This is a genomic window from Ramlibacter paludis, from assembly GCF_022012305.1.
Lineage (GTDB): Bacteria > Pseudomonadota > Gammaproteobacteria > Burkholderiales > Burkholderiaceae_C > Ramlibacter > Ramlibacter paludis.
Window position 1 is genome coordinate 908,211 of the sequence record NZ_JAKLTM010000001.1, and the last position, 17,761, is coordinate 925,971.

17 protein-coding genes are annotated in these 17,761 nt (G+C 69.5%); 12 read left to right on the top strand and 5 right to left on the bottom strand.

Going from position 1 to position 17,761, the window contains the following annotated elements; all coding sequences use genetic code 11:
* Window position 1 precedes the first annotated feature (1 nt).
* Genes nudB through LZ009_RS04705 form a run of 10 tightly spaced genes read left to right on the top strand, consistent with a single transcriptional unit; the run spans window position 2 to window position 9,133 of the window.
* The gene (gene nudB, locus LZ009_RS04660) at window positions 2-451 is read left to right on the top strand and encodes a dihydroneopterin triphosphate diphosphatase (RefSeq protein ID WP_275696700.1); all 450 of its coding nucleotides are present in this window, start codon (window positions 2-4) and stop codon (window positions 449-451) included.
* Entirely contained in the window at window positions 448-1,176 is a 729-nt protein-coding gene (locus LZ009_RS04665; RefSeq protein ID WP_275696701.1) for an endonuclease/exonuclease/phosphatase family protein, read from the top strand. The genes nudB and LZ009_RS04665 overlap by 4 nt, the downstream gene beginning before the upstream one ends.
* Window positions 1,177-1,182: 6 nt before the next feature.
* Entirely contained in the window at window positions 1,183-2,400 is a 1,218-nt protein-coding gene (gene clsB, locus LZ009_RS04670; RefSeq protein WP_275696702.1) for a cardiolipin synthase ClsB, read from the top strand.
* A complete protein-coding gene (locus LZ009_RS04675; protein WP_275696703.1) occupies window positions 2,397-3,419 on the top strand; it encodes a ligase-associated DNA damage response exonuclease in 1,023 nt (340 codons plus the stop codon). Before clsB ends, LZ009_RS04675 begins: the two co-directional genes overlap by 4 nt.
* Entirely contained in the window at window positions 3,416-5,116 is a 1,701-nt protein-coding gene (locus LZ009_RS04680) for an ATP-dependent DNA ligase (RefSeq protein ID WP_275696704.1), read from the top strand. The genes LZ009_RS04675 and LZ009_RS04680 overlap by 4 nt, the downstream gene beginning before the upstream one ends.
* A gap of 40 nt (window positions 5,117-5,156) precedes the next feature.
* Window positions 5,157-5,888, top strand: a complete 732-nt coding sequence (gene folE, locus LZ009_RS04685; RefSeq protein WP_430300190.1) for a GTP cyclohydrolase I — start codon at window positions 5,157-5,159, stop codon at window positions 5,886-5,888.
* A gap of 2 nt (window positions 5,889-5,890) precedes the next feature.
* Complete coding sequence (locus LZ009_RS04690; RefSeq protein ID WP_275696706.1) at window positions 5,891-6,313, top strand: BLUF domain-containing protein; 423 nt, start codon at window positions 5,891-5,893, stop codon at window positions 6,311-6,313.
* A gap of 1 nt (window position 6,314) precedes the next feature.
* Window positions 6,315-7,196 (top strand): DMT family transporter, encoded by an 882-nt coding sequence (locus LZ009_RS04695; RefSeq protein WP_275696707.1) that lies wholly within the window; start codon window positions 6,315-6,317, stop codon window positions 7,194-7,196.
* A gap of 4 nt (window positions 7,197-7,200) precedes the next feature.
* Complete coding sequence (locus LZ009_RS04700; protein WP_275696708.1) at window positions 7,201-8,013, top strand: DUF429 domain-containing protein; 813 nt, start codon at window positions 7,201-7,203, stop codon at window positions 8,011-8,013.
* 46 nt (window positions 8,014-8,059) lie between these two features.
* Window positions 8,060-9,133 carry a flavodoxin family protein gene (locus LZ009_RS04705; RefSeq protein WP_275696709.1) on the top strand — a complete coding sequence of 358 codons (1,074 nt, stop codon included), beginning with the start codon at window positions 8,060-8,062 and terminating at the stop codon, window positions 9,131-9,133.
* Here LZ009_RS04705 and LZ009_RS04710 read toward each other — a convergent pair whose 3' ends face one another.
* From LZ009_RS04710 to LZ009_RS04725, 4 genes are read right to left on the bottom strand one after another with little or no spacing between them, the layout of a single operon-like run.
* Window positions 9,134-10,786, bottom strand: a complete 1,653-nt coding sequence (locus tag LZ009_RS04710) for a SulP family inorganic anion transporter (protein ID WP_275696710.1) — start codon at window positions 10,784-10,786, stop codon at window positions 9,134-9,136.
* Window positions 10,787-10,820: 34 nt separating this feature from the next.
* Entirely contained in the window at window positions 10,821-12,149 is a 1,329-nt protein-coding gene (locus LZ009_RS04715) for a sulfatase family protein (protein WP_430300192.1), read from the bottom strand.
* Entirely contained in the window at window positions 12,146-13,099 is a 954-nt protein-coding gene (locus LZ009_RS04720) for a Bug family tripartite tricarboxylate transporter substrate binding protein (RefSeq protein ID WP_275696712.1), read from the bottom strand. The genes LZ009_RS04715 and LZ009_RS04720 overlap by 4 nt, the downstream gene beginning before the upstream one ends.
* Before the next feature lie 8 nt (window positions 13,100-13,107).
* Window positions 13,108-14,058: a Bug family tripartite tricarboxylate transporter substrate binding protein gene (locus LZ009_RS04725; protein WP_275696713.1), complete on the bottom strand. Its 951-nt coding sequence runs from the start codon at window positions 14,056-14,058 to the stop codon at window positions 13,108-13,110.
* A 94-nt stretch (window positions 14,059-14,152) separates the two neighbouring features.
* Here LZ009_RS04725 and LZ009_RS04730 point away from each other — a divergent pair, with 94 nt between their 5' ends.
* Window positions 14,153-14,677: a MarR family winged helix-turn-helix transcriptional regulator gene (locus tag LZ009_RS04730; protein ID WP_275696714.1), complete on the top strand. Its 525-nt coding sequence runs from the start codon at window positions 14,153-14,155 to the stop codon at window positions 14,675-14,677.
* Here the strand turns inward: LZ009_RS04730 and LZ009_RS04735 are convergent, their stop codons facing one another.
* On the bottom strand, window positions 14,678-15,136 hold the full coding sequence (locus LZ009_RS04735; protein ID WP_275696715.1) for a thioredoxin family protein: 459 nt from the start codon (window positions 15,134-15,136) through the stop codon (window positions 14,678-14,680). It abuts the gene before it with no gap.
* Between the two features lie 51 nt (window positions 15,137-15,187).
* Here LZ009_RS04735 and LZ009_RS04740 point away from each other — a divergent pair, with 51 nt between their 5' ends.
* Complete coding sequence (locus tag LZ009_RS04740) at window positions 15,188-17,665, top strand: ligase-associated DNA damage response DEXH box helicase (protein ID WP_275696716.1); 2,478 nt, start codon at window positions 15,188-15,190, stop codon at window positions 17,663-17,665.
* The last annotated feature ends 96 nt before the right edge of the window (window positions 17,666-17,761 follow it).

Here is a 17,761-nt window from a genome sequence, read left to right on the forward strand (position 1 = left end):
GATGCAAAAGCCCTTCAAGATCCCGCAATCCGTCCTGGTCGTGATCCACACGCCGGCGCTGGACGTGCTGCTGATCAACCGGGCCGACGCGGCCAACTTCTGGCAGTCCGTCACGGGCGCCAAGGACCGCGAGGACGAGAGCTTCACCGAGACCGCCATCCGCGAAGTGGCGGAGGAAACCGGCATCGCCTGCGCCGGCGGCACGCTGCGCGACTGGGGGCTGGAGAACGTCTACGACATCTACCCGCGCTGGCAGCACCGCTACGCGCCGGGCATCACGCGCAACACCGAGCACGTGTTCGGCCTCACCGTGCCCGCCGGCACGCCCGTCACGCTGAACCCGCGCGAACACACCGCTTACCAGTGGTTGCCTTACCGGCAGGCGGCGGACGCCTGCTTCTCGCCTTCCAACGCCGAAGCCATCCTGATGCTGCCAGAATTCATCGCATGACGACTCTCAGGATCGCCACCTACAACATCCACAAGGGCGTGCAAGGCATAGGCCCGGTGCGCCGGCTGGAGATCCACAACATCGGGCACGCCGTGGAGCAGCTCGATGCGGACGTCGTCTGCCTGCAGGAGGTGCGCAAGCTGCACCGGCGCGAGGAGCGCTACTTCACGCGCTGGCCCGAGCTGCCGCAGGCCGAGTTCCTCTGTCCCGAAGGCTACGCCGCGGTCTACCAGACCAACGCCAAGACCAAGCATGGCGAGCACGGCAACGCCCTGCTGGCGCGCTGGCCCATCGTGTCGCACGGCCACGAGGACATGTCCGACCACCGCTTCGAGCAGCGCGGCCTGCTGCACGTGGAGGTGCAGGTCGGCCGGCGCATGGTGCACGTGATCGTGCTGCACCTGGGTCTCATCGCGGGCAGCCGCGTGCGCCAGATCGAGCAGCTGGGCAAGTTCGTCGAGCGCGAGATTCCGCGCAAGGCGCCAGTGATCGTGGCGGGCGACTTCAACGACTGGGGCGCGAAGCTGCGGCCCGTCATGAACGGCTTCGGCTTCAAGGACTTCCTGGGCGAACGCGCGCTGACCTATCCCTCGCGCCTGCCGCTCACGCAGCTCGATTTCGTCTATGCGCGCGGGCTCAAGCCGACCGGCATCGAGATCCCGCGCGGCCGCATCTGGTGGCGCATGTCGGACCACCTTCCGCTGATCGCGGAGTTCAACATCTAGGGCCGAATGGCGCGCGGCATTCCGTCCCTGCGGCCCGGCCACCATCTCCAGCTGCTGGAAGGCAGCCGCGAATTCTTTCCCGCCCTGTGCGCGGCCATCGACGCCGCGCGCGCCGAGGTGCTGCTGGAGACCTACATCTTCGACTTCACCGGCAGCGCCGCCGAAGTTGCGTACGCGCTGGAACGCGCGGCGCGCCGCGGCGTGCTGGTGCGGGTGGTGGTCGACGGCTACGGCACGCCCGCGGTGCCGCCGGCGTGGGAGGCCAGGCTCGATCTCGCCGGCGTGCACTGGGCCGTCTACTCGCGCCCCGGCGTACTGGGACTGCTGATGCCGGGCCAATGGCGGCGGCTGCATCGCAAGCTGTGCGTCGTCGATGGAGAGGTGGGCTTCTGCGGCGGCATCAACATCCTCGACGACTTCCACGATCCCAACCATGGCGCGCTGCAGTCGCCGCGGCTGGACTTCAGCATCCGCGTGGCGGGGCCGCTGGTCGGCGAGATGCATGCCACGCTGGTGCGGCAGTGGTCGCGCATCGAAGCGCTGGGCGAACTGAAGAAGGCGCGCTGGACCGGCGCGCTGGAGCTGCTGCGTTCGGTGGGCGCGGGCCGGCGGCCGGCGCCCGAGGTTGCCAGCCATGGCGACCCCAACGCCCGCGCCGCGCTGCTGCTGCGCGACAACCTGCGGCATCGCGCGGTGATCGAGCGGGCCTACCTGCGTGCCATCGGCCACGCGCGGCAGGAGGTGATCATCGCCAACGCCTACTTCGTGCCGGGCGGCCGCTTGCGCCGGGCCTTGACGGCGGCGGCGCGGCGCGGCGTGCAGGTCAGCCTGCTGCTGCAGGGACGCTACGAATACTTCATGCAGTACTACGCCGCGCGGCCGGTGTTCGGCGCGCTGCTGGCCGCCGGCGTGCAGATCCACGAATACGCGCCCAGCTTCCTGCATGCCAAGGTGGCGGTGGTCGACGGCCATTGGGCGACGGTGGGCTCGTCCAACCTCGATCCGCTGAGCCTGCTGCTGGCGCGCGAAGCGAACGTGGTGGTGGACGATGCGCGTTTCGCCGGCCGCCTGCGCGAGCGCCTGGTGCAGGCCATGCAGCTCGAAGGCGAGGCCATGGACGCCGCCGTCTACGCGAACCGGCCGCCGCTGCAGCGCGCGAAGGAGCGGCTGGCGCGGGTCATCATGCGCGTCGCGCTGGTGGTGCAGGGAAAGAGGTACCGGTGAGCGATCTGGTGGTGCAGCGGCCCGAGGGCCTCTATTGCCCGCAGGGCGATTTCTACATCGATCCGTGGCGCCCGGTGGCGCGCGCCGTCATCACGCATGCGCACTCCGACCACGCCCGCTACGGCCACGGCCACTACCTGGCGGCGGCGCCGGCCGAAGGCGTGCTGCGCGCGCGCCTGGGCGAGATCAACTTGCAGACGCTGCCGTACGGCGAGCGCATCCAGCACCACGGCGTGACGCTGTCGCTGCATCCGGCCGGCCACGTGCTCGGCTCGGCCCAGGTGCGGCTGGAGCACGGCGGCCAGGTCTGGGTGGCCAGCGGCGACTACAAGGTGGCGCCCGACCCGACCTGCGATCCGTTCGAGCCGGTGCGCTGCGACGTCTTCATCACCGAATCGACCTTCGGCCTGCCGATCTACCGCTGGTGCCCGGACGAGGAGCTGTTCGCGGACATCAACGCCTGGTGGGCGCGCAACGCCAGCCATGCGCGCGCCAGCGTGCTCACCTGCTACAGCTTCGGCAAGGCACAGCGGGTGCTGGCCGGCGTCGATCCCTCCATCGGTCCCATCATCGTGCACGGCGCCGTCCGGCCGCTCAACGAGGCCTACCGCGCCGAAGGCGTGGCCTTGCCCGACACGCGCATGGTGACCGAGGTGACGGACAAGGCGGACCTGCGCCGCTGCCTCGTCGTGTGCCCGCCCAGCGCCGCGTCCAGCCCGTGGATCCGCCGCTTCGGCGACGCGCGCACGGCCTTCGCCAGCGGCTGGATGCAGGTGCGCGGCAACCGCCGGCGCGGCGGCTACGACCGCGGCTTCGTGCTGTCCGACCACGCCGACTGGCCCGGCCTCATGAGCGCCATCGCCGCCACCGGCGCACACCGCGTCATCGTCACGCACGGCAGCGTGCCGGTGATGGTGCGCTACCTGCGCGAGCAGGGCCTGCAGGCGGAGTCCTTCGCCACCGAGTACGGCGAGGACGTGGTGGAAGCCGACCTGCAGGCGGGGCAGGAGAACGCATGAAGCGCTTCTCCCGCCTCTTCAGCGAGCTCGACGCGACCACCTCGACCAACGAGAAGGTCGATGCGCTGGTGCGCTACTTCACCGAGGCACCGCCGCACGATGCGGCCTGGGCGGTGTATTTCCTCTCCGGCGGCAAGCCGCGCCAGGTGGTGAAGACCGCGTCGCTGGTGGTCCTGGCCTGCGAACTGGCGCGCGTGGAGCCATGGCTGTTCGACGAGTGCTACCAGTCGGTCGGCGACCTGGCCGAGACCATCGCCCTGGTGCTGCCGCGCGGCGAGCACACGTCGGACGTCGGCCTCGCCGAGTGGGTGGAGCAGCGGCTGCTGCCCTTGCGCGGCCTGCCCGACGAGGAAGTGGCGCGGCGCGTCGCCGGCTACTGGGCCGAGCTCGACGCGCAGGGCCGCTTCCTGCTGGTGAAGCTGGTGGGCGGCGGCTTCCGCGTCGGCGTGAGCAAGCTGCTGGTGCAGCGGGCGCTGGCCGCGCATGCGGGCGTCGACGCCAAGCGGGTGGCGCAACGCATGATGGGCTACACCGACGGCAAGGTGCTGCCATCGCCCGAACGCTACCAGGCGCTGGTGGCGCAGGTGGAAGAGGGCGTCAGCGACACGCTCGACGAAGGCCAGCCTTATCCCTTTTTCCTGGCGCACCAGCTCGACCTGCCGGCCGAGTTGTTCACCGCCCGCCTGGGCCCCGTGAGCGACTGGATGGTGGAGTGGAAGTACGACGGCATCCGCGGCCAGGTGGTGAAGCGCGGCGGCAAGGTGTGGATCTGGTCGCGCGGCGAGGAGCTGGTGACCGAGCGCTTTCCGGAAATCGAAAGCCTGGCGAGCAAGCTGCCGAACGGCACCGTGATCGATGGCGAGATCCTGGTCTGGCGCCACGAGCAGCAGCGGCCCGCGCCCTTCGCCCTGCTGCAGCAGCGGATCGGCCGCAAGAACGTCACCAGGAAGATCCTGGCCGATGCGCCCGTGAGCTTCATGGCCTACGACCTGCTGGAGCAGGCGGGCCAGGACCTGCGCGCCGTGGCGCAGCGCGAGCGCCGCACGCGGCTCGAGCAATTGCTGGCAGGCTCCGGCTTCCTGTTGTCGCCGGTGGAGACGGCGGAGTCCTGGCTGGCGTTCGCGCGCAAGCGCGAGGAGTCGCGCGAGCGCGGCGTCGAAGGCTTCATGTTGAAGCGCATGGACGCCGCCTACGGCACCGGCCGCACCAAGGCCGAAGGCCTGTGGTGGAAGTGGAAGATCGATCCGATGGCGGTCGACTGCGTGCTGGTCTACGCGCAGGCCGGGCACGGGCGCCGTTCCTCGGTCTACACGGACTACACCTTCGCGGTCTGGAACCGCGCGCCGGTGGACAAGGCGGAGGCCGACGCCGTGCTGGACGCCATCGCGCGCAAGGAGCCGGCGCAGCCCGGCGCCTTGCAGCTGGTGCCCTTTGCCAAGGCCTACTCGGGCCTCACCGACGAGGAATTCCGGCAGGTCGACGCCATCATCCGCAAGAACACCATCGAGAAGTTTGGCCCGGTGCGCAGCGTGAAGCCCAGCCTGGTCTTCGAGCTGGGCTTCGAGGGCATCAACCGCAGCGGCCGGCACAAGAGCGGCATCGCGGTGCGTTTCCCGCGCATGCTGCGGATCCGGCACGACAAGCCCCTGCACGAGGCGGACACCCTGGAGACCCTGGAACGCCTGCTGGCCCTGTAGCGTCCAAGGCGCATCGAAACCTTCGGTGTTAAAGTCCAAAATGCTCATGAAAGCCGACCCGTCCAGCCAGCTGACCACGACCGCGCCCGAGGAGGGCACGCCGGTGTCGGTGAAGATCCGCGAGCGCATCCAGGCGGCGCGCAAGCGTTTCCATTCCAACGACAACATCGCCGACTTCATCGAGCCGGGCGAACTGGAAGCGCTGCTCGACGAAGTCGAGGGCAAGATGCAGGGCGTCCTGGACAGCATGGTCATCGACACGACCAGCGACCACAACACCGCCAACACGGCGCGCCGGGTCGCCAAGATGTATTTGAACGAGGTGTTCCGCGGGCGCTACGTCAAGGCGCCGCCCATCACCGAGTTCCCCAACGCCGAACACCTCAACGAGCTGATGATCGTCGGCCCGATCACCGTGCGCTCGGCCTGCAGCCACCACTTCTGCCCGGTCATCGGCAAGCTGTGGATCGGCGTCATGCCCAACGAGCACACCAACGTGATCGGCCTGTCCAAGTACGCGCGCCTGGCCGAATGGATCATGGGCCGGCCGCAGATCCAGGAAGAGGCCGTGGTGCAGCTGGCCGACCTGATCATGGAAAAGACGCAGCCGGACGGCCTGGCGCTCGTCATGGAAGCGCGCCACTACTGCATGGCCTGGCGCGGCGTGAAGGACCTGGACAGCAAGATGATCAACTCCGTGATGCGCGGCGCCTTCCTGAAGGACGCCGCCCTGCGCCGCGAATTCCTGGCCCTCATCCCGCAGAAAGACTGAGCATGCTGGTTCGCCTCCTGTATTGCAGCCGCTCCGTCGACACCAGCGCCGAAGCGATCGAATCCATCCTGGCGCAATCGCGCCAGCACAACCCGGTCAGCGGCATCACCGGCATCCTCTGCTACGGCAGCGGCATCTTCCTGCAGTGCATCGAAGGCGGCCGCATGCAGGTGAGCGACCTGTTCGGCAGCATCCAGAAGGACGCGCGCCACAAGGACGTCGCGCTGCTGCACTACGAGGAAATCCTCGAGCGGCGCTTCGGCGGCTGGAGCATGGGCCAGGTGAACATCACCAAGCTCAATCACTCGGTGCTGTTGAAATATTCCGAGAAGCCCGAGCTGGACCCGTACGCCGTCTCCGGCAAGGTGTCCCTGTCGCTGCTGGAAGACCTCGCGGCCACCGCCGCGATCTGCGGCCGCAGCTGAATTGCCGACCAGTGCGCTCGCGCTGGTGCTGCTGGCCGGCCTGATCCACGCCAGCTGGAACATCGCCGCCAAGAAGGCCGGCGGCGACGTCCGCTTCGCCGCCTTCACCACCGCCATCATCTGCGTCGTCTATGCCCCGCTGGGCCTCTGGCTGGCGTGGACCCAGGCTGCTGGCTGGGGCTGGCGCGAATGGGGCCTGCTGGCCGGGAGCTCCCTGCTGCACACCGGTTATTACCTGCTCTTGCTGCGGGGCTACCGCAAGGCCGACCTGACGGTGGTGTATCCGCTGGCGCGCGGCTCCGGCCCGCTGCTGTCGTCGATGGCGGCCGTGCTGCTGCTGGGCGAGCAGCTTTCGGCGCTCGGCGCCTTCGGCATCGCCGGCGTGGTGGGCGGCGTGTTCCTCATCGCCGGCGGGCCCGCGCTCTGGCGTGCCAGCCACGATCCCGCGGCGCGCGCGCGCGTGCACAAGGGCATGGTCTATGGCGTGGCCAGCGGCGCCTTCATTGCCGCCTATACGCTGGTCGACGGGTATGCCGTCAAGGTGCTGCTGCTCTCGCCCATCCTGGTCGACTACGTCGGTTCGCTGCTGCGGCTGGTGGTGGTCGCGCCCGCCGCGCTGCGCGACGTGGCCGAGGCGAAGGCGCTATGGCGACTGCAATGGAAGTACGCGCTGTTCGTCGGCATGATCAGTCCCGTCTCGTATGTCCTGGTGCTCTACGCGATGCAGACGGCGCCGGTTTCGCACGTGGCGCCTGCGCGCGAGGTGTCGATGCTGTTCGCGGCGCTGATCGGCGGGCAGCTGCTGGGCGAGGGCGACCGCTGGCTGCGCCTGCTGGGCGCCGCATTCATTGCAGCCGGCGTGATGGCCCTGGCCGTCGGATGAAGCGATGACGCTGCTGCTCGGTTGCGATTTCTCCAGCGCGCCCACGCGGCGCAAGCCCATCGTGCTGGCGCTGGGCACCGCCGCGGGTGGCCGTGTGCAACTCACGCGCCTGGAAAAGCTGGAGACGCTCGCTGCCTTTGCCGACTGGTTGAAGCAGCCGCAAGCGTGGATCGGCGGCTTCGATTTCCCCTTCGGCCTGCCGCGGCCGCTGGTGGAGGAACTGGGCTGGCCCACGACCTGGCGCGAATGCATGGCGCACTATGCCTCGCTCACGCGGCCGCAGATCCGCGAGACCTTTGCCGCCTACTGCGCGGCGCGGCCCGCCGGCGCCAAGTTCGCGCATCGCAAGTTCGACAAGCTGGCGGGCTCCAGCCCGTCGATGAAGTGGGTCAATCCACCGGTGGCCTACATGCTGCACGCGGCCTTGCCCTTGCTGCTGGAGGCCGGCGTCGATTTGCCCGGCCTGCATGCCGGTGATCCGCAGCGGGTGGCGCTCGAAGCCTATCCCGGCCTGCTGGCGCGCGAGCTCGTGGGCCGCCGCAGCTACAAGAGCGACGACAAGGCGAAGCAGGACGCCGACCGCCTGATCGCGCGCAAGGACCTGCTGAACGCGCTGGAGCAGGGGCGCACGCGCCTGGGCCTGCGCCTGAAGCTCACGCATGCGCAGCACGACGCGCTGGTCGCGGACGCCAGCGGCGACAGCCTCGATGCCGTGCTCTGCCTGGTGCAGGCGGCCTGGGCCGCACGACAAGGCGCTCCGCACTACGGCCTGCCGCCGGACCTGGACCCGCTCGAGGGCTGGATCGTCAGCGCCTGAGCTGCAATCGGCCCCGCGGCGGCCGCGTTTGCGGTACCGTGGCCGCATGAGCACCGACGTTCGCAAAGGCCAGGCTCCGGCCACCCACACGCGCGAGGAATTCGGCAAGCGCTTCCGCGTTCGCTTCTTCGATCCCGCCTTCCAGCCCGAGCAGGAGGCCATCGCCCGGCTGGAGGAAATTGCCTGGCAGGCCTATGACGGCGGCCGCAAGGCGCCGGTGACGCGCAAGGCCGGCCCGGGGTTCGAAGACCCTGGCTACGACCTGTCGGTGGAGTGGTACGAGGCCAGCCGCAAGCTGCAGGAGGCCCAGCGCCGCTGGAGCGATGCGAAGACGCCATCGCAGGTCCTCGTCGTCTGCTGTTCCCCGCGCAACGACGGCACCTGCCCGGGCGAGGTCTCCAAGACTTGGCGGCTCGCGAAGATCGCGCAGGAGGAGCTGGAGGCCGGCGGCATGCAGGTCGACTTCCTCGACCTGAGCCTGCTCACCTCCGACTACGATCTCCACATCCATCCTTGCAAGGGCTGCGTGTCGACGGCGATGCCTTTGTGCCACTGGCCGTGCAGCTGCTACCCGAACCACGCCACCAACCAGGTGAACGACTGGATGAACGCGATCTACGAGAAGTGGGTCTCGGCGCATGGCGTGCTGCTGGTCACGCCCACGCACTGGTACCAGGTGACCAGTCCGCTGAAGCTGATGATGGACCGCCTCGTCTGCGCCGACGGCGGCAACCCCGATCCGACCCGCACGCAGGGCAAGGATGCCGCCAAGGCCAAGGAGATCGAGCTGGCCGGCTGGGACTACCCCAAGCACCTCGCCGGCCGCACCTATGGCGTGGTCGTGCATGGCGACGTCGCCGGCATCGAAGGGACGCGCCGCGCCCTGTGCGACTGGATGGACTGGATGGGCCTCGTCGACGCCGGTTCGCAGGCGCGGCTGGATCGCTACGTCGGCTACTACGAGCCCTACGCGACGAGCCACCAAGCGCTGGACGAGGACCGCGATGTGCAGGAGGAGACGCGCAACGTGGCGCGGGCCCTGACGAACGCCGTGGGCGAACTGCGCGCCGGCAAGCTCAGCGCGCCCGGCAAGAACCTGCAGCCGCCGCGCCCGAAGTGATCAGGCGCTCAGCCGCCCGAATGCCAGCAGCGCCTCGGTATCCGTGCGGTACATCTTCAGCAACGGCCCTTCGGTGAGGACGCCGGCCTTCTGCAGCACCCGCTCCACCGGCAGCTTGATCCCGCTGATGTGCAGCGTGATGCCCTTGTCTGCCAGCGTCTTGCGCAGCTGCCCGAACATCTCCACGCCGGTCGCGTCGACGCGGTTGATCGGCTGCGCGAACAGGCAGACATGCCGCACGTCCGGATGCGCCGCCAGGTGTTCGACGATCGCGCGCTCCATGGCGGTGGCCGAGGCGAAGTCCAGCTCCGCGTCCATGCGCAGCGCATAGATGCCCGAGGCGAGCGGCGGCAATTGCCACAGGTGGCGGTCGCGCAGGCTGCCGTCCGGGTGCAGGCCGACTTCGATGATGCGCGGATGCAGCCGCAGGTAGAGGAAGTGCGCCAGGCCGATCAGCACGCCGGTCAGCACGCCCCAGTAGATGCGCGGCGCCGACAGGATCGTGACCGTGAAAGTCGCCAGCGCCGTCAGCGCCTCCACCCGGTCGATCTGCCACAGCGCCAGCAGGATGCGCGGCTTGAACAGGCTGGACACGGCCGCCACCACCACCGCCGACAGCACGGCCTTCGGCACGTGCGACAGCGCCGGCGTGAAGAACAGCAGCACCAGCAGCACGAAGCCGGTGGCGACGACCGTGGCCCAGCCCGTGCGCGCGCCGGAGTAGAGCGTAAGCGCCGAGCGCGAGAAGGAAGTGCTGGTCGCGAACGAACCCGAGAGGGCCGACACCACCTTGCCGACGCCCTGGCCCACCAGGTCCTGGCTGGCGTCCCAGCGCTTGCCATCCTTCTGGCTTTCGATCTTGGCGCTGGAGGCCATTTCCAGCGAGCTCACCAGCGTGAGCACCAGCGCGGGCGCGAGCAGCGTGGAGAACTGCTCCCAGCCGGGCCAGGCGGGCCAGTAAAGCTGCGGCAAGCCGCTGGGCAAGGGCCCGACGACCGCGCCATGGGCGGAGTAGCCGGTGAAGTACGCGATGGCACCGGCCGCCGCCAGCGCGACCAGCATGATCGGAAACCTGGGGACGTAGCGTTTGGCCAGGATGAACAGGGCGAGGCTCACCACGCCGTAGGCGAGTGCCTGGTGGTCGATCTTCGGCGAGTGCAGCAATTCCGCCAGCGGGCCGTCGAGCCCGAGCAGGGCCGGCAGCTGCGAGGCGATGATCAGCAGGGCCGCTGCCTGGCTGAATCCCGCCAGCACCGGCGAGCTCACCAGGTTCAGCACCCAGGCGGCGCGCAGGCCACCCACCATTAATTGCAATCCTCCCGACAGCAACGCCAGCCATACGGCCAGCGCCACCCAGCTCGCGCTGCCGGGCGTCGCCATGCCGATCAGCGACGCGCCGACCAGCACGCTGGACAAGGCCGAAGGGCCGACCGACAGCCGGGTCGACGCGCTGAACAGCACGGCCGCCAGCATCGGCAGGAAGGTCGCATAGAGCCCGGCCACCAGCGGCATGCCGGCGAGGCCGGCGTAGGCGACCGATTGCGGAATCATCACCACCGCGACGGTGAGGGCGGCCGTGGCCTCGCCGCGCAGCAGCTGCGTGCTCGGGCGGGGCCAGTCCAGGAAAGGGAACCAGCGGGACAGTCGGGACATCGGGCTCAAGTATGCCCGGGACCGAAAGCGTGCCTCATCGTTGCGGCATGTCCTTGACCGAGTAACCCAGGCTCACCGTTGCATCGGGCGGGATGGCCGGCATGGTCTCGTTCCAGCTCTCCCAGGCTTCGCGCATGGCGGCCAGCCGCGCCGGATCGCGGCCGGCCAGGTTGGCGCGCTCGCGTTCGTCGGCCGGGATGTTGAACAGGTAGTCGTGCCCGTCCACGCGCAGGTACTTCCAGTCGCCGTCGCGCAGCGCCCGCTGGCCCCGGTGGTTCATGCGCCAGTGCAGCGGCCGCGCGAAGGCCTGGCGCGCATCCCGCAGCACCGGCAGCAGCGACACGCCATCGAGCGGATAGGCGGCGTCCGCCGTCGCGCCGCCGGCCTCCAGCATCGTTGTGCTCCAGTCCATCGTCATGCACTGCTGCGCGCTCACGCCGCCCGGCTGGATCACCGCCGGCCAGTGCGCGATCCAGGGCACGCGGATGCCGCCTTCGGTGAGGTCCATCTTGCCGCCCACCAGCGGCCAGTTGTCGGAGAAGCGCTCGCCGCCGTTGTCGCTGGTGAAGACCACCAGCGTGTCGCGCTCGATGCCGTGCTTGCGCAGGGCATCCATCACCCAGCCTATGCCTTCGTCCATGTGGTGGATCATGCGGCGGTAGGTGTGGATGTCGCCGCCATGCAGGTGGAACAGGTTGGTCTTCACCTCCTGCGCCAGCGCTTCGTCGTCGCGCGTCTCCCAGGGCCAGTGCGGGGCGGTGTAGTGCAGGCTGAGGAAGAAGGGCGAGGACTTGTCCTGTGCCACGCGGTCGATGTAATCAACGGCGCGGTGCGAGATCAGGTCCGTGAGATAGCCTTCCTCCTGCTTTTCCTCCTCGCCGAACCACAGGTCGTGCTGCCCGTTCGAGCTGCAATGGCTGAAGTAGTCCACGCCGCCCGACATCGGGCCGAAGAATTCGTCGTAGCCGGAGCGCAGCGGCCCGAAGGCCGGCGGGTAGCCGAGGTGCCACTTGCCGATCAAAGCCGTGCGGTAGCCCGCATCGCGCAGCAGCGAGGGCAGGGTGGGGTGCTCCACCGGCAACCCCAGCGTGGTGCTGCCGCGGCTCTTGCTGTTGATCGGCTCTTCGGCCGCGCCGCGCAGCCGGTACTGGTAGCGCGCGGTCATCAGCGCGAAGCGCGTGGGCGAGCACACCGGCGAGTTGGAATAGCCCTGCGTGAAGCGGACGCCTTGCGCGGCCAGGCCGTCGAGCACCGGCGAGACCTTGCCGAAGTGCGCGTCGCGCCCGCCGTAGCACCCGAGGTCCGCGAAGCCGAGGTCGTCGGCAACGATGAAGATGATGTTGGGACGTTGCGCGGCCATCATTCCACCTTCATGCCCGTGGCGCGGATCACCTTGCCGTAGCGGTCGCTCAGGTCCGCCAGCCGCTTGCCCGCGGCGGCGCCGGTGAGGCCTTCGTAATGCAGGTCGAGGCCGTCGAGCCGCGCGCGCACGTCCTGCCGCGCCAGCGCGTCCGCCACCGCCTTGGTGATCGCCTGCACGACGGGTTCCGGCGTCGCGGCCGGCACCATCGCGACGTACAGCACTTCCTGCTCCAGCTGCGGCAGGCCGGCCTCGGCCACGGTCGGCACCTCGGGCGCGAGCTGCGAGCGCTTGCGGCTGGTGACGGCCAGCGCGGTGATCTTGCCGGCCTTCACGTGCGGCAGCATCCCGGGCGTGGCCAGCACGCCGGCGTCGACTTCTCCGGCCAGCACCGCGGTCACCGCGGGCGTGTTGCCCTTGTAAGGCACGTGCGTGATCTTCATGCCGGTGGCTTCGGTGAACATCTCCGCGGCCAGGTGGCCGGGGCTGCCGCTGCCGGCGGAGCTGAAGGAAACGCCCTTCGTCTTGCCCGCGGCCACCAGGTCGTTCAGCGTCTTGAACCCCCGGGCCGGATGGGCGCCGACCAGCAAGCCGGAGGACGCCAGCACCATCAGCGGCTTGAAGTCCGCCGTCTTGAAGGGCATGCCCTTGTAGATGTGCGGGTTGACCGTGAACACGGTGTCGATCGAGAACAGCAGCGTGTGGCCGTCGGCGGGCGACTTGGCCACCTGGTCGCTGCCGATGTTGCCCGCCGCGCCCGGCTTGTTCTCCACGATGAAAGGCTGGTTGAACTGCTTCTGCAGCACGTCGGCGACCGAGCGCGCGATCATGTCCGAGGGCCCGCCCGGCGGGAAGCTGTTGACGATCTTCACCGGCTTGGTGGGCCAGGCGTTCTGCGCGAACGCGGTGGCGAAGGATGCGGCAAGCAGGGCAGCGACGGCGAGGCGTTTCATGGCGGGTCTCAAGGTTGGTAGCCGGACTTCTGGACGACGGGCCCCCACTGCGCGCGGTAGGCCTTCAGCATGGCGGCGGTCTGCGCCTGCGTGGAAACGACGGGCGTCATCTTGGCGTCGGCGAACTTGCGCTGCGTGTCGGGGTCGCGCATCACCTCACGGATCGCTTCCGCATACTGCTGCACTTTCGCGGGCGGCATCGTCGCGGGCGCGAAGAAGGCGTTGAAGCCGGTGGCGACGAGATCCAGTCCCGCTTCCTTGAAGGTCGGCACGTTCGGCGCGGCCGGCGAGCGCTTCGCGCCCGAGCCCGCCAGGATCCTCAGCTTGCCCGCCTCGTGCTGCGGAATCAGGCCGTCGAGCGTGTCCAAAGCCACCGGCACCTGGCCGCCGAGCAGGTCGGCCAGCAGCGGCCCCGAGCCGCGGTAGCCGATCACCTGCGCCTTCACGCCGGCCTTGTCGCCGGTCATGAGCGCGAAGAAGTGCGGCAGGCTGCCGGTGGCCGGGACGCCGAAGTTGGCCTGGTTCGGATTGGCGCGCAGCCAGGCGAGCAGGTGCGACAGCTCGCGCACCGGCACGGCGCTGGCCACGGCCAGGCCGAACTCGTAGTCGTTGACGTGCGAGACCGGCACGAAGTCGCGCTCGGCGTCGTAGCCGTTGTCCTTGAAGACCAGGGGCGCCACCACCATCACGGCGGGGTTGCCCACCATCAGCACGTTGTCGCCGGGTTTGGCGGCCTTGACCTGCTGCGCGGCGAGCCGGCCGCCGGCGCCGGTCTTGTTCTCCACGATCACCGTGGTGCCCAGCTTCGCTTGCAGCTTCTCGCCGACGATGCGCGCGACCTTGTCGGTGGCGCCGCCCGGCGCATAGCCGACTACGATGCGCAACGGGTTGTCCTGCGCGTGCGCGATGGCGCCGGCCGTGGCCAGCAGCGCGGCCAGGAGGGCGGTCCTTCTTTTCATGGGCTTGTCTCCAGCGGCCGCTTGCGGGCCTCCCCCGGACTGTATTGCGGCCACAATTGATTGTTCAAATCAATCATCGCCCGGACAAACACCCATGCCGGCCACCCGCCTGCGCCAGCCCGCCGAGCTGGACGACCTGCTGCTCTACAAGCTCAGCCGCCTGCTGTCCGTCGGCGGCAGCCTGGTGATCCGCCTGTGCGAGGGCCGCTTCGGCATCACCCGGCGCGAGTGGCGCGTGATCGCGCGGCTGGCGCGCGAGCCGGACCTGTTGTCTTCAAGCCTGGCCGAGCGCATCCAGCTGGACCGCGCGCGGACCTCGCGCGCCGTCACCTCGCTGGTGGCCAAGAAGCTGGTGAAACGCGAAACCGGCGCGGCGGACCGCCGCCAGGCGCGGCTGGCGCTCACGCCTTCGGGCATGGCGCTGTACCAGGAGCTGTTTCCGCTGGTCTGCGACATCAACCGCGGCCTGCTGGCGCCGCTGACGGCGCTGGAGGTGCAGCAGCTGGATGCCGGCCTGGCGGCGATGCAGCGCCGGGCCGATGCGATGGTGCAGGGCGCGGTGGAATTGCCGCGGGCCGACCGCAGGCGCGGCGGCCGGGCGCGGCTGGGCGTGGTCTGACTACTTGGCCGCGGGCGCGGTCACGCGGCTGAAGAAGCGGTAGATGCCGTCCTCGCCCATGTTGCGCGCATCGGCCAGTTCGCCCGACTTGGTGGCGTACACCACCTTGCCTTGCGGCGACAGCACGGCCACCGCGGGAATGCCCTTCTTCAGCGGCACGCCGTAGGCTTCGGCCAGGTCCACGTTCTTGTCCATCCGGCCGACGTCGACCTTGACCACGCGGAAGTTCTTCTGCATCAGCGGCACGCTGCTGCCGGTGTGCATGGCCGTGTCGAGCACACGGCAGTCGGGGCACCAGTTGGCGCCGAAGACGACCAGCACGGGGGTGTTGGCCTGGGCGGCGGCGGCCAGCGCGGTGCGCACGGCCGCGTGGGCGTCGGCGGCTTCGTCGTAAGGACCGGTCGCCGCATGCACGTGGGCCGCGGCAGCGAGGAGCAGGGTGGCAATCAGTCTTTGCATGCCGCCAGCCTACCACCCGCGCCCGGGGAATGCTGTGAAAATGGGCCGCCCTTGGCTGCCCGATCCCGTCCTCCTCCTGCTCCCCCCGATTCCCCCGGCGCCGCCTGGCTGGCCGGCCGCGGCTGGCAGCCTTTCGCCTTCCAGCGCGAGGTGTGGCAGGCCGTCGCCGAGGGCCGCAGCGGCATGCTGCACGCCACCACCGGCTCCGGCAAGACCTACGCCGTCTGGCTGGGGATGCTGCAGGAACTGCTGCGTCGCCATCCGCCCGCGCGCGCGGCCGAGCCGCTGCGGGTCGTCTGGCTCACGCCGATGCGCGCGCTGGCCTCGGACACCACCAAGGCCCTGACCGAGCCGCTGCGCGACCTGGCGCCCGACTGGACCATCGGGCTGCGCACCGGCGACACGCCCAGCGCCGACCGCGCGCGGCAGGACCGCCGCATGCCCACCGTGCTGGTGACCACGCCGGAGTCGCTCACGCTGATGCTCACGCGCGAGAGCATGCGCGACGAGCTGTGCGGCGTCGCCTTCGTGGTGGTGGACGAGTGGCACGAGCTGATCGGCAGCAAGCGCGGCGTGCAGGCGCAACTGGCCCTGGCCCGCCTGCGGCAGTTCAATCCCTCGCTGGTCACGTGGGGCCTCAGCGCCACGCTGGGCAACCTGGAGGAGGCCATGCACGTGCTGTGCGGCCCGCAGCCGGAGCCCGAACCACGGCTGGTGCGCGGCAAGATCGACAAGACGCTGGTGATCGACACGCTGATCCCGCCCGACCCCGGCAAGTACTCCTGGGCCGGACACCTGGGCGCGCGCATGCAGCAGCCGGTGGTGGAGGAGATCGAGAAGTCCGGCACCACGCTGGTCTTCACCAACGTCCGTTCGCAGGCCGAGATCTGGTACCAGCTGCTGCTGGAGGCGCGCCCCGGCTGGGCCGGCCACATCGCGCTGCACCACGGCTCGCTCGATCGCGGCACGCGCGAGTGGGTGGAGCAGGGCTTGAAGGACGGCAGCGTGCGCGCGGTGGTGGCGACGTCCTCGCTCGATCTCGGCGTCGACTTCCTGCCGGTGGAGCGCGTGCTGCAGATCGGCTCGGCCAAGGGCGTCGCCCGCATGATGCAGCGCGCCGGCCGCAGCGGCCACGCGCCCGGGCGACCGAGCCGCGTGACGCTGGTGCCGACCAACACCATGGAGATCATCGAGGCTGCGGCGGCGCGCTGGGCCGCGCAGACCGGCCGCGTGGAGAAGCGCGAGCCGCCCGACCAGCCGCTCGACGTGCTGGTGCAGCACATCGTGACGGTGGCGCTGGGCGGCGGCTTCACCGCCGATGCCTTGTATGCCGAAGTGACGACGGCCTGGTCGTATCGCAACCTCACCCGGGCGGCCTTCGACTGGGCGCTGGCTTTCTGCGCGCACGGCGGCGAGAGCCTGGCGGCCTATCCCGAGTACCACCGCATCGTGCGCGACGACGAGGGCACCTGGCGCGTGAAGGATGCCGGTGTCGCCAAGCGGCACCGGCTGGGCGTGGGCACCATCGTCAGCGACGCGGCGATCCAGGTGAAGTTCCTCACCGGCGCGATCATCGGGACGATGGAAGAAGGCTTCATCGCGCGATTGAAGCCCGGTGACTGTTTCTTCTTTGCCGGCCGCCTGCTGGAGTTCGTGCGCGTGCGCGACATGGCGGCCTACGTGCGCAAGGCCACCAAGAACAAGGGCACGGTGCCGACCTGGCAGGGCAGCAAGATGGCGCTCTCCACGGAGCTGTCCGATGCGGTGCTGGAGATGATGCAGGCGGCCGCGCATGGCGAGTACGCGGGTCCCGAACTGGAAGCCGCGCGTCCCATGCTGCAGACGCAGCAGCGCCTCTCGAAGATCCCGACACCGCACACGCTGCTGGTGGAAGGCTTCAAGTCGCGCGAAGGGCAGCACCTGTACGTCTATCCCTTCGCCGGCCGCAACGTGCACCTGGGCCTGGCGAGCCTGCTGGCCTGGCGGCTCGCGCAGGTGCAGCCCAACACCTTCAGCATCTCGATCAACGATTACGGCTTCGAGCTGGTGGGGGCCGCGCCCTTCGACGTGGAGCCCGTCACCAGCCAGGCCGTGTTCAGCGGCGACGACCTGCTGCATGACGTGCTGGCCTCCCTCAATTCCTCCGAGCTGGCGCAGCGGCGCTTTCGCGAGATCGCGCGCGTGGCGGGCCTGATCCAGAGCGGCTACCCGGGCCAGCCGAAAAGCGCGCGCCAGCTGCAGGCCTCCAGCGCACTGTTCTACGAAGTGTTCCGCAAGTACGACGCGGGCAACCTGCTGTTGAACCAGGCGGAACGCGAAGTGCTGAGCCAGGAACTGGAGATCTCGCGCCTGGGTGCCACGCTGCAGCGCATGCGGGCCAAGACGATGGACTTCGTGCCGCTGAGGCACCCGAGTCCCATGAGCGTGCCGCTGATGGTGGAGCGTTTCCGCGAGAAGCTCTCGACGGAGCAGCTGTCCGAACGGCTCGATCGGATCCTGCGCGACATGGAGCGCGATGACATGGCCTAGGCCGCGTCTTGTGTTTCTCCTACAGCTTCACGCTCTGCACCCCGACCGCGGGCACCAGGGGCCGTCCCTACATTGGCACGGTCGCAGGGAGCATTG

Coding starts and splice junctions, on each gene's coding strand:
- nudB (WP_275696700.1), top strand. CDS start 2: ATGCAAAAGCCCTTCAAGATCCCGCAATCCGTCCTGGTCGTGATCCAC.
- LZ009_RS04665 (WP_275696701.1), top strand. CDS start 448: ATGACGACTCTCAGGATCGCCACCTACAACATCCACAAGGGCGTGCAA.
- clsB (WP_275696702.1), top strand. CDS start 1,183: ATGGCGCGCGGCATTCCGTCCCTGCGGCCCGGCCACCATCTCCAGCTG.
- LZ009_RS04680 (WP_275696704.1), top strand. CDS start 3,416: ATGAAGCGCTTCTCCCGCCTCTTCAGCGAGCTCGACGCGACCACCTCG.
- folE (WP_430300190.1), top strand. CDS start 5,157: ATGCTCATGAAAGCCGACCCGTCCAGCCAGCTGACCACGACCGCGCCC.
- LZ009_RS04690 (WP_275696706.1), top strand. CDS start 5,891: ATGCTGGTTCGCCTCCTGTATTGCAGCCGCTCCGTCGACACCAGCGCC.
- LZ009_RS04700 (WP_275696708.1), top strand. CDS start 7,201: ATGACGCTGCTGCTCGGTTGCGATTTCTCCAGCGCGCCCACGCGGCGC.
- LZ009_RS04705 (WP_275696709.1), top strand. CDS start 8,060: ATGAGCACCGACGTTCGCAAAGGCCAGGCTCCGGCCACCCACACGCGC.
- LZ009_RS04710 (WP_275696710.1), bottom strand. CDS start 10,786: ATGTCCCGACTGTCCCGCTGGTTCCCTTTCCTGGACTGGCCCCGCCCG.
- LZ009_RS04715 (WP_430300192.1), bottom strand. CDS start 12,149: ATGATGGCCGCGCAACGTCCCAACATCATCTTCATCGTTGCCGACGAC.
- LZ009_RS04720 (WP_275696712.1), bottom strand. CDS start 13,099: ATGAAACGCCTCGCCGTCGCTGCCCTGCTTGCCGCATCCTTCGCCACC.
- LZ009_RS04725 (WP_275696713.1), bottom strand. CDS start 14,058: ATGAAAAGAAGGACCGCCCTCCTGGCCGCGCTGCTGGCCACGGCCGGC.
- LZ009_RS04730 (WP_275696714.1), top strand. CDS start 14,153: ATGCCGGCCACCCGCCTGCGCCAGCCCGCCGAGCTGGACGACCTGCTG.
- LZ009_RS04735 (WP_275696715.1), bottom strand. CDS start 15,136: ATGCAAAGACTGATTGCCACCCTGCTCCTCGCTGCCGCGGCCCACGTG.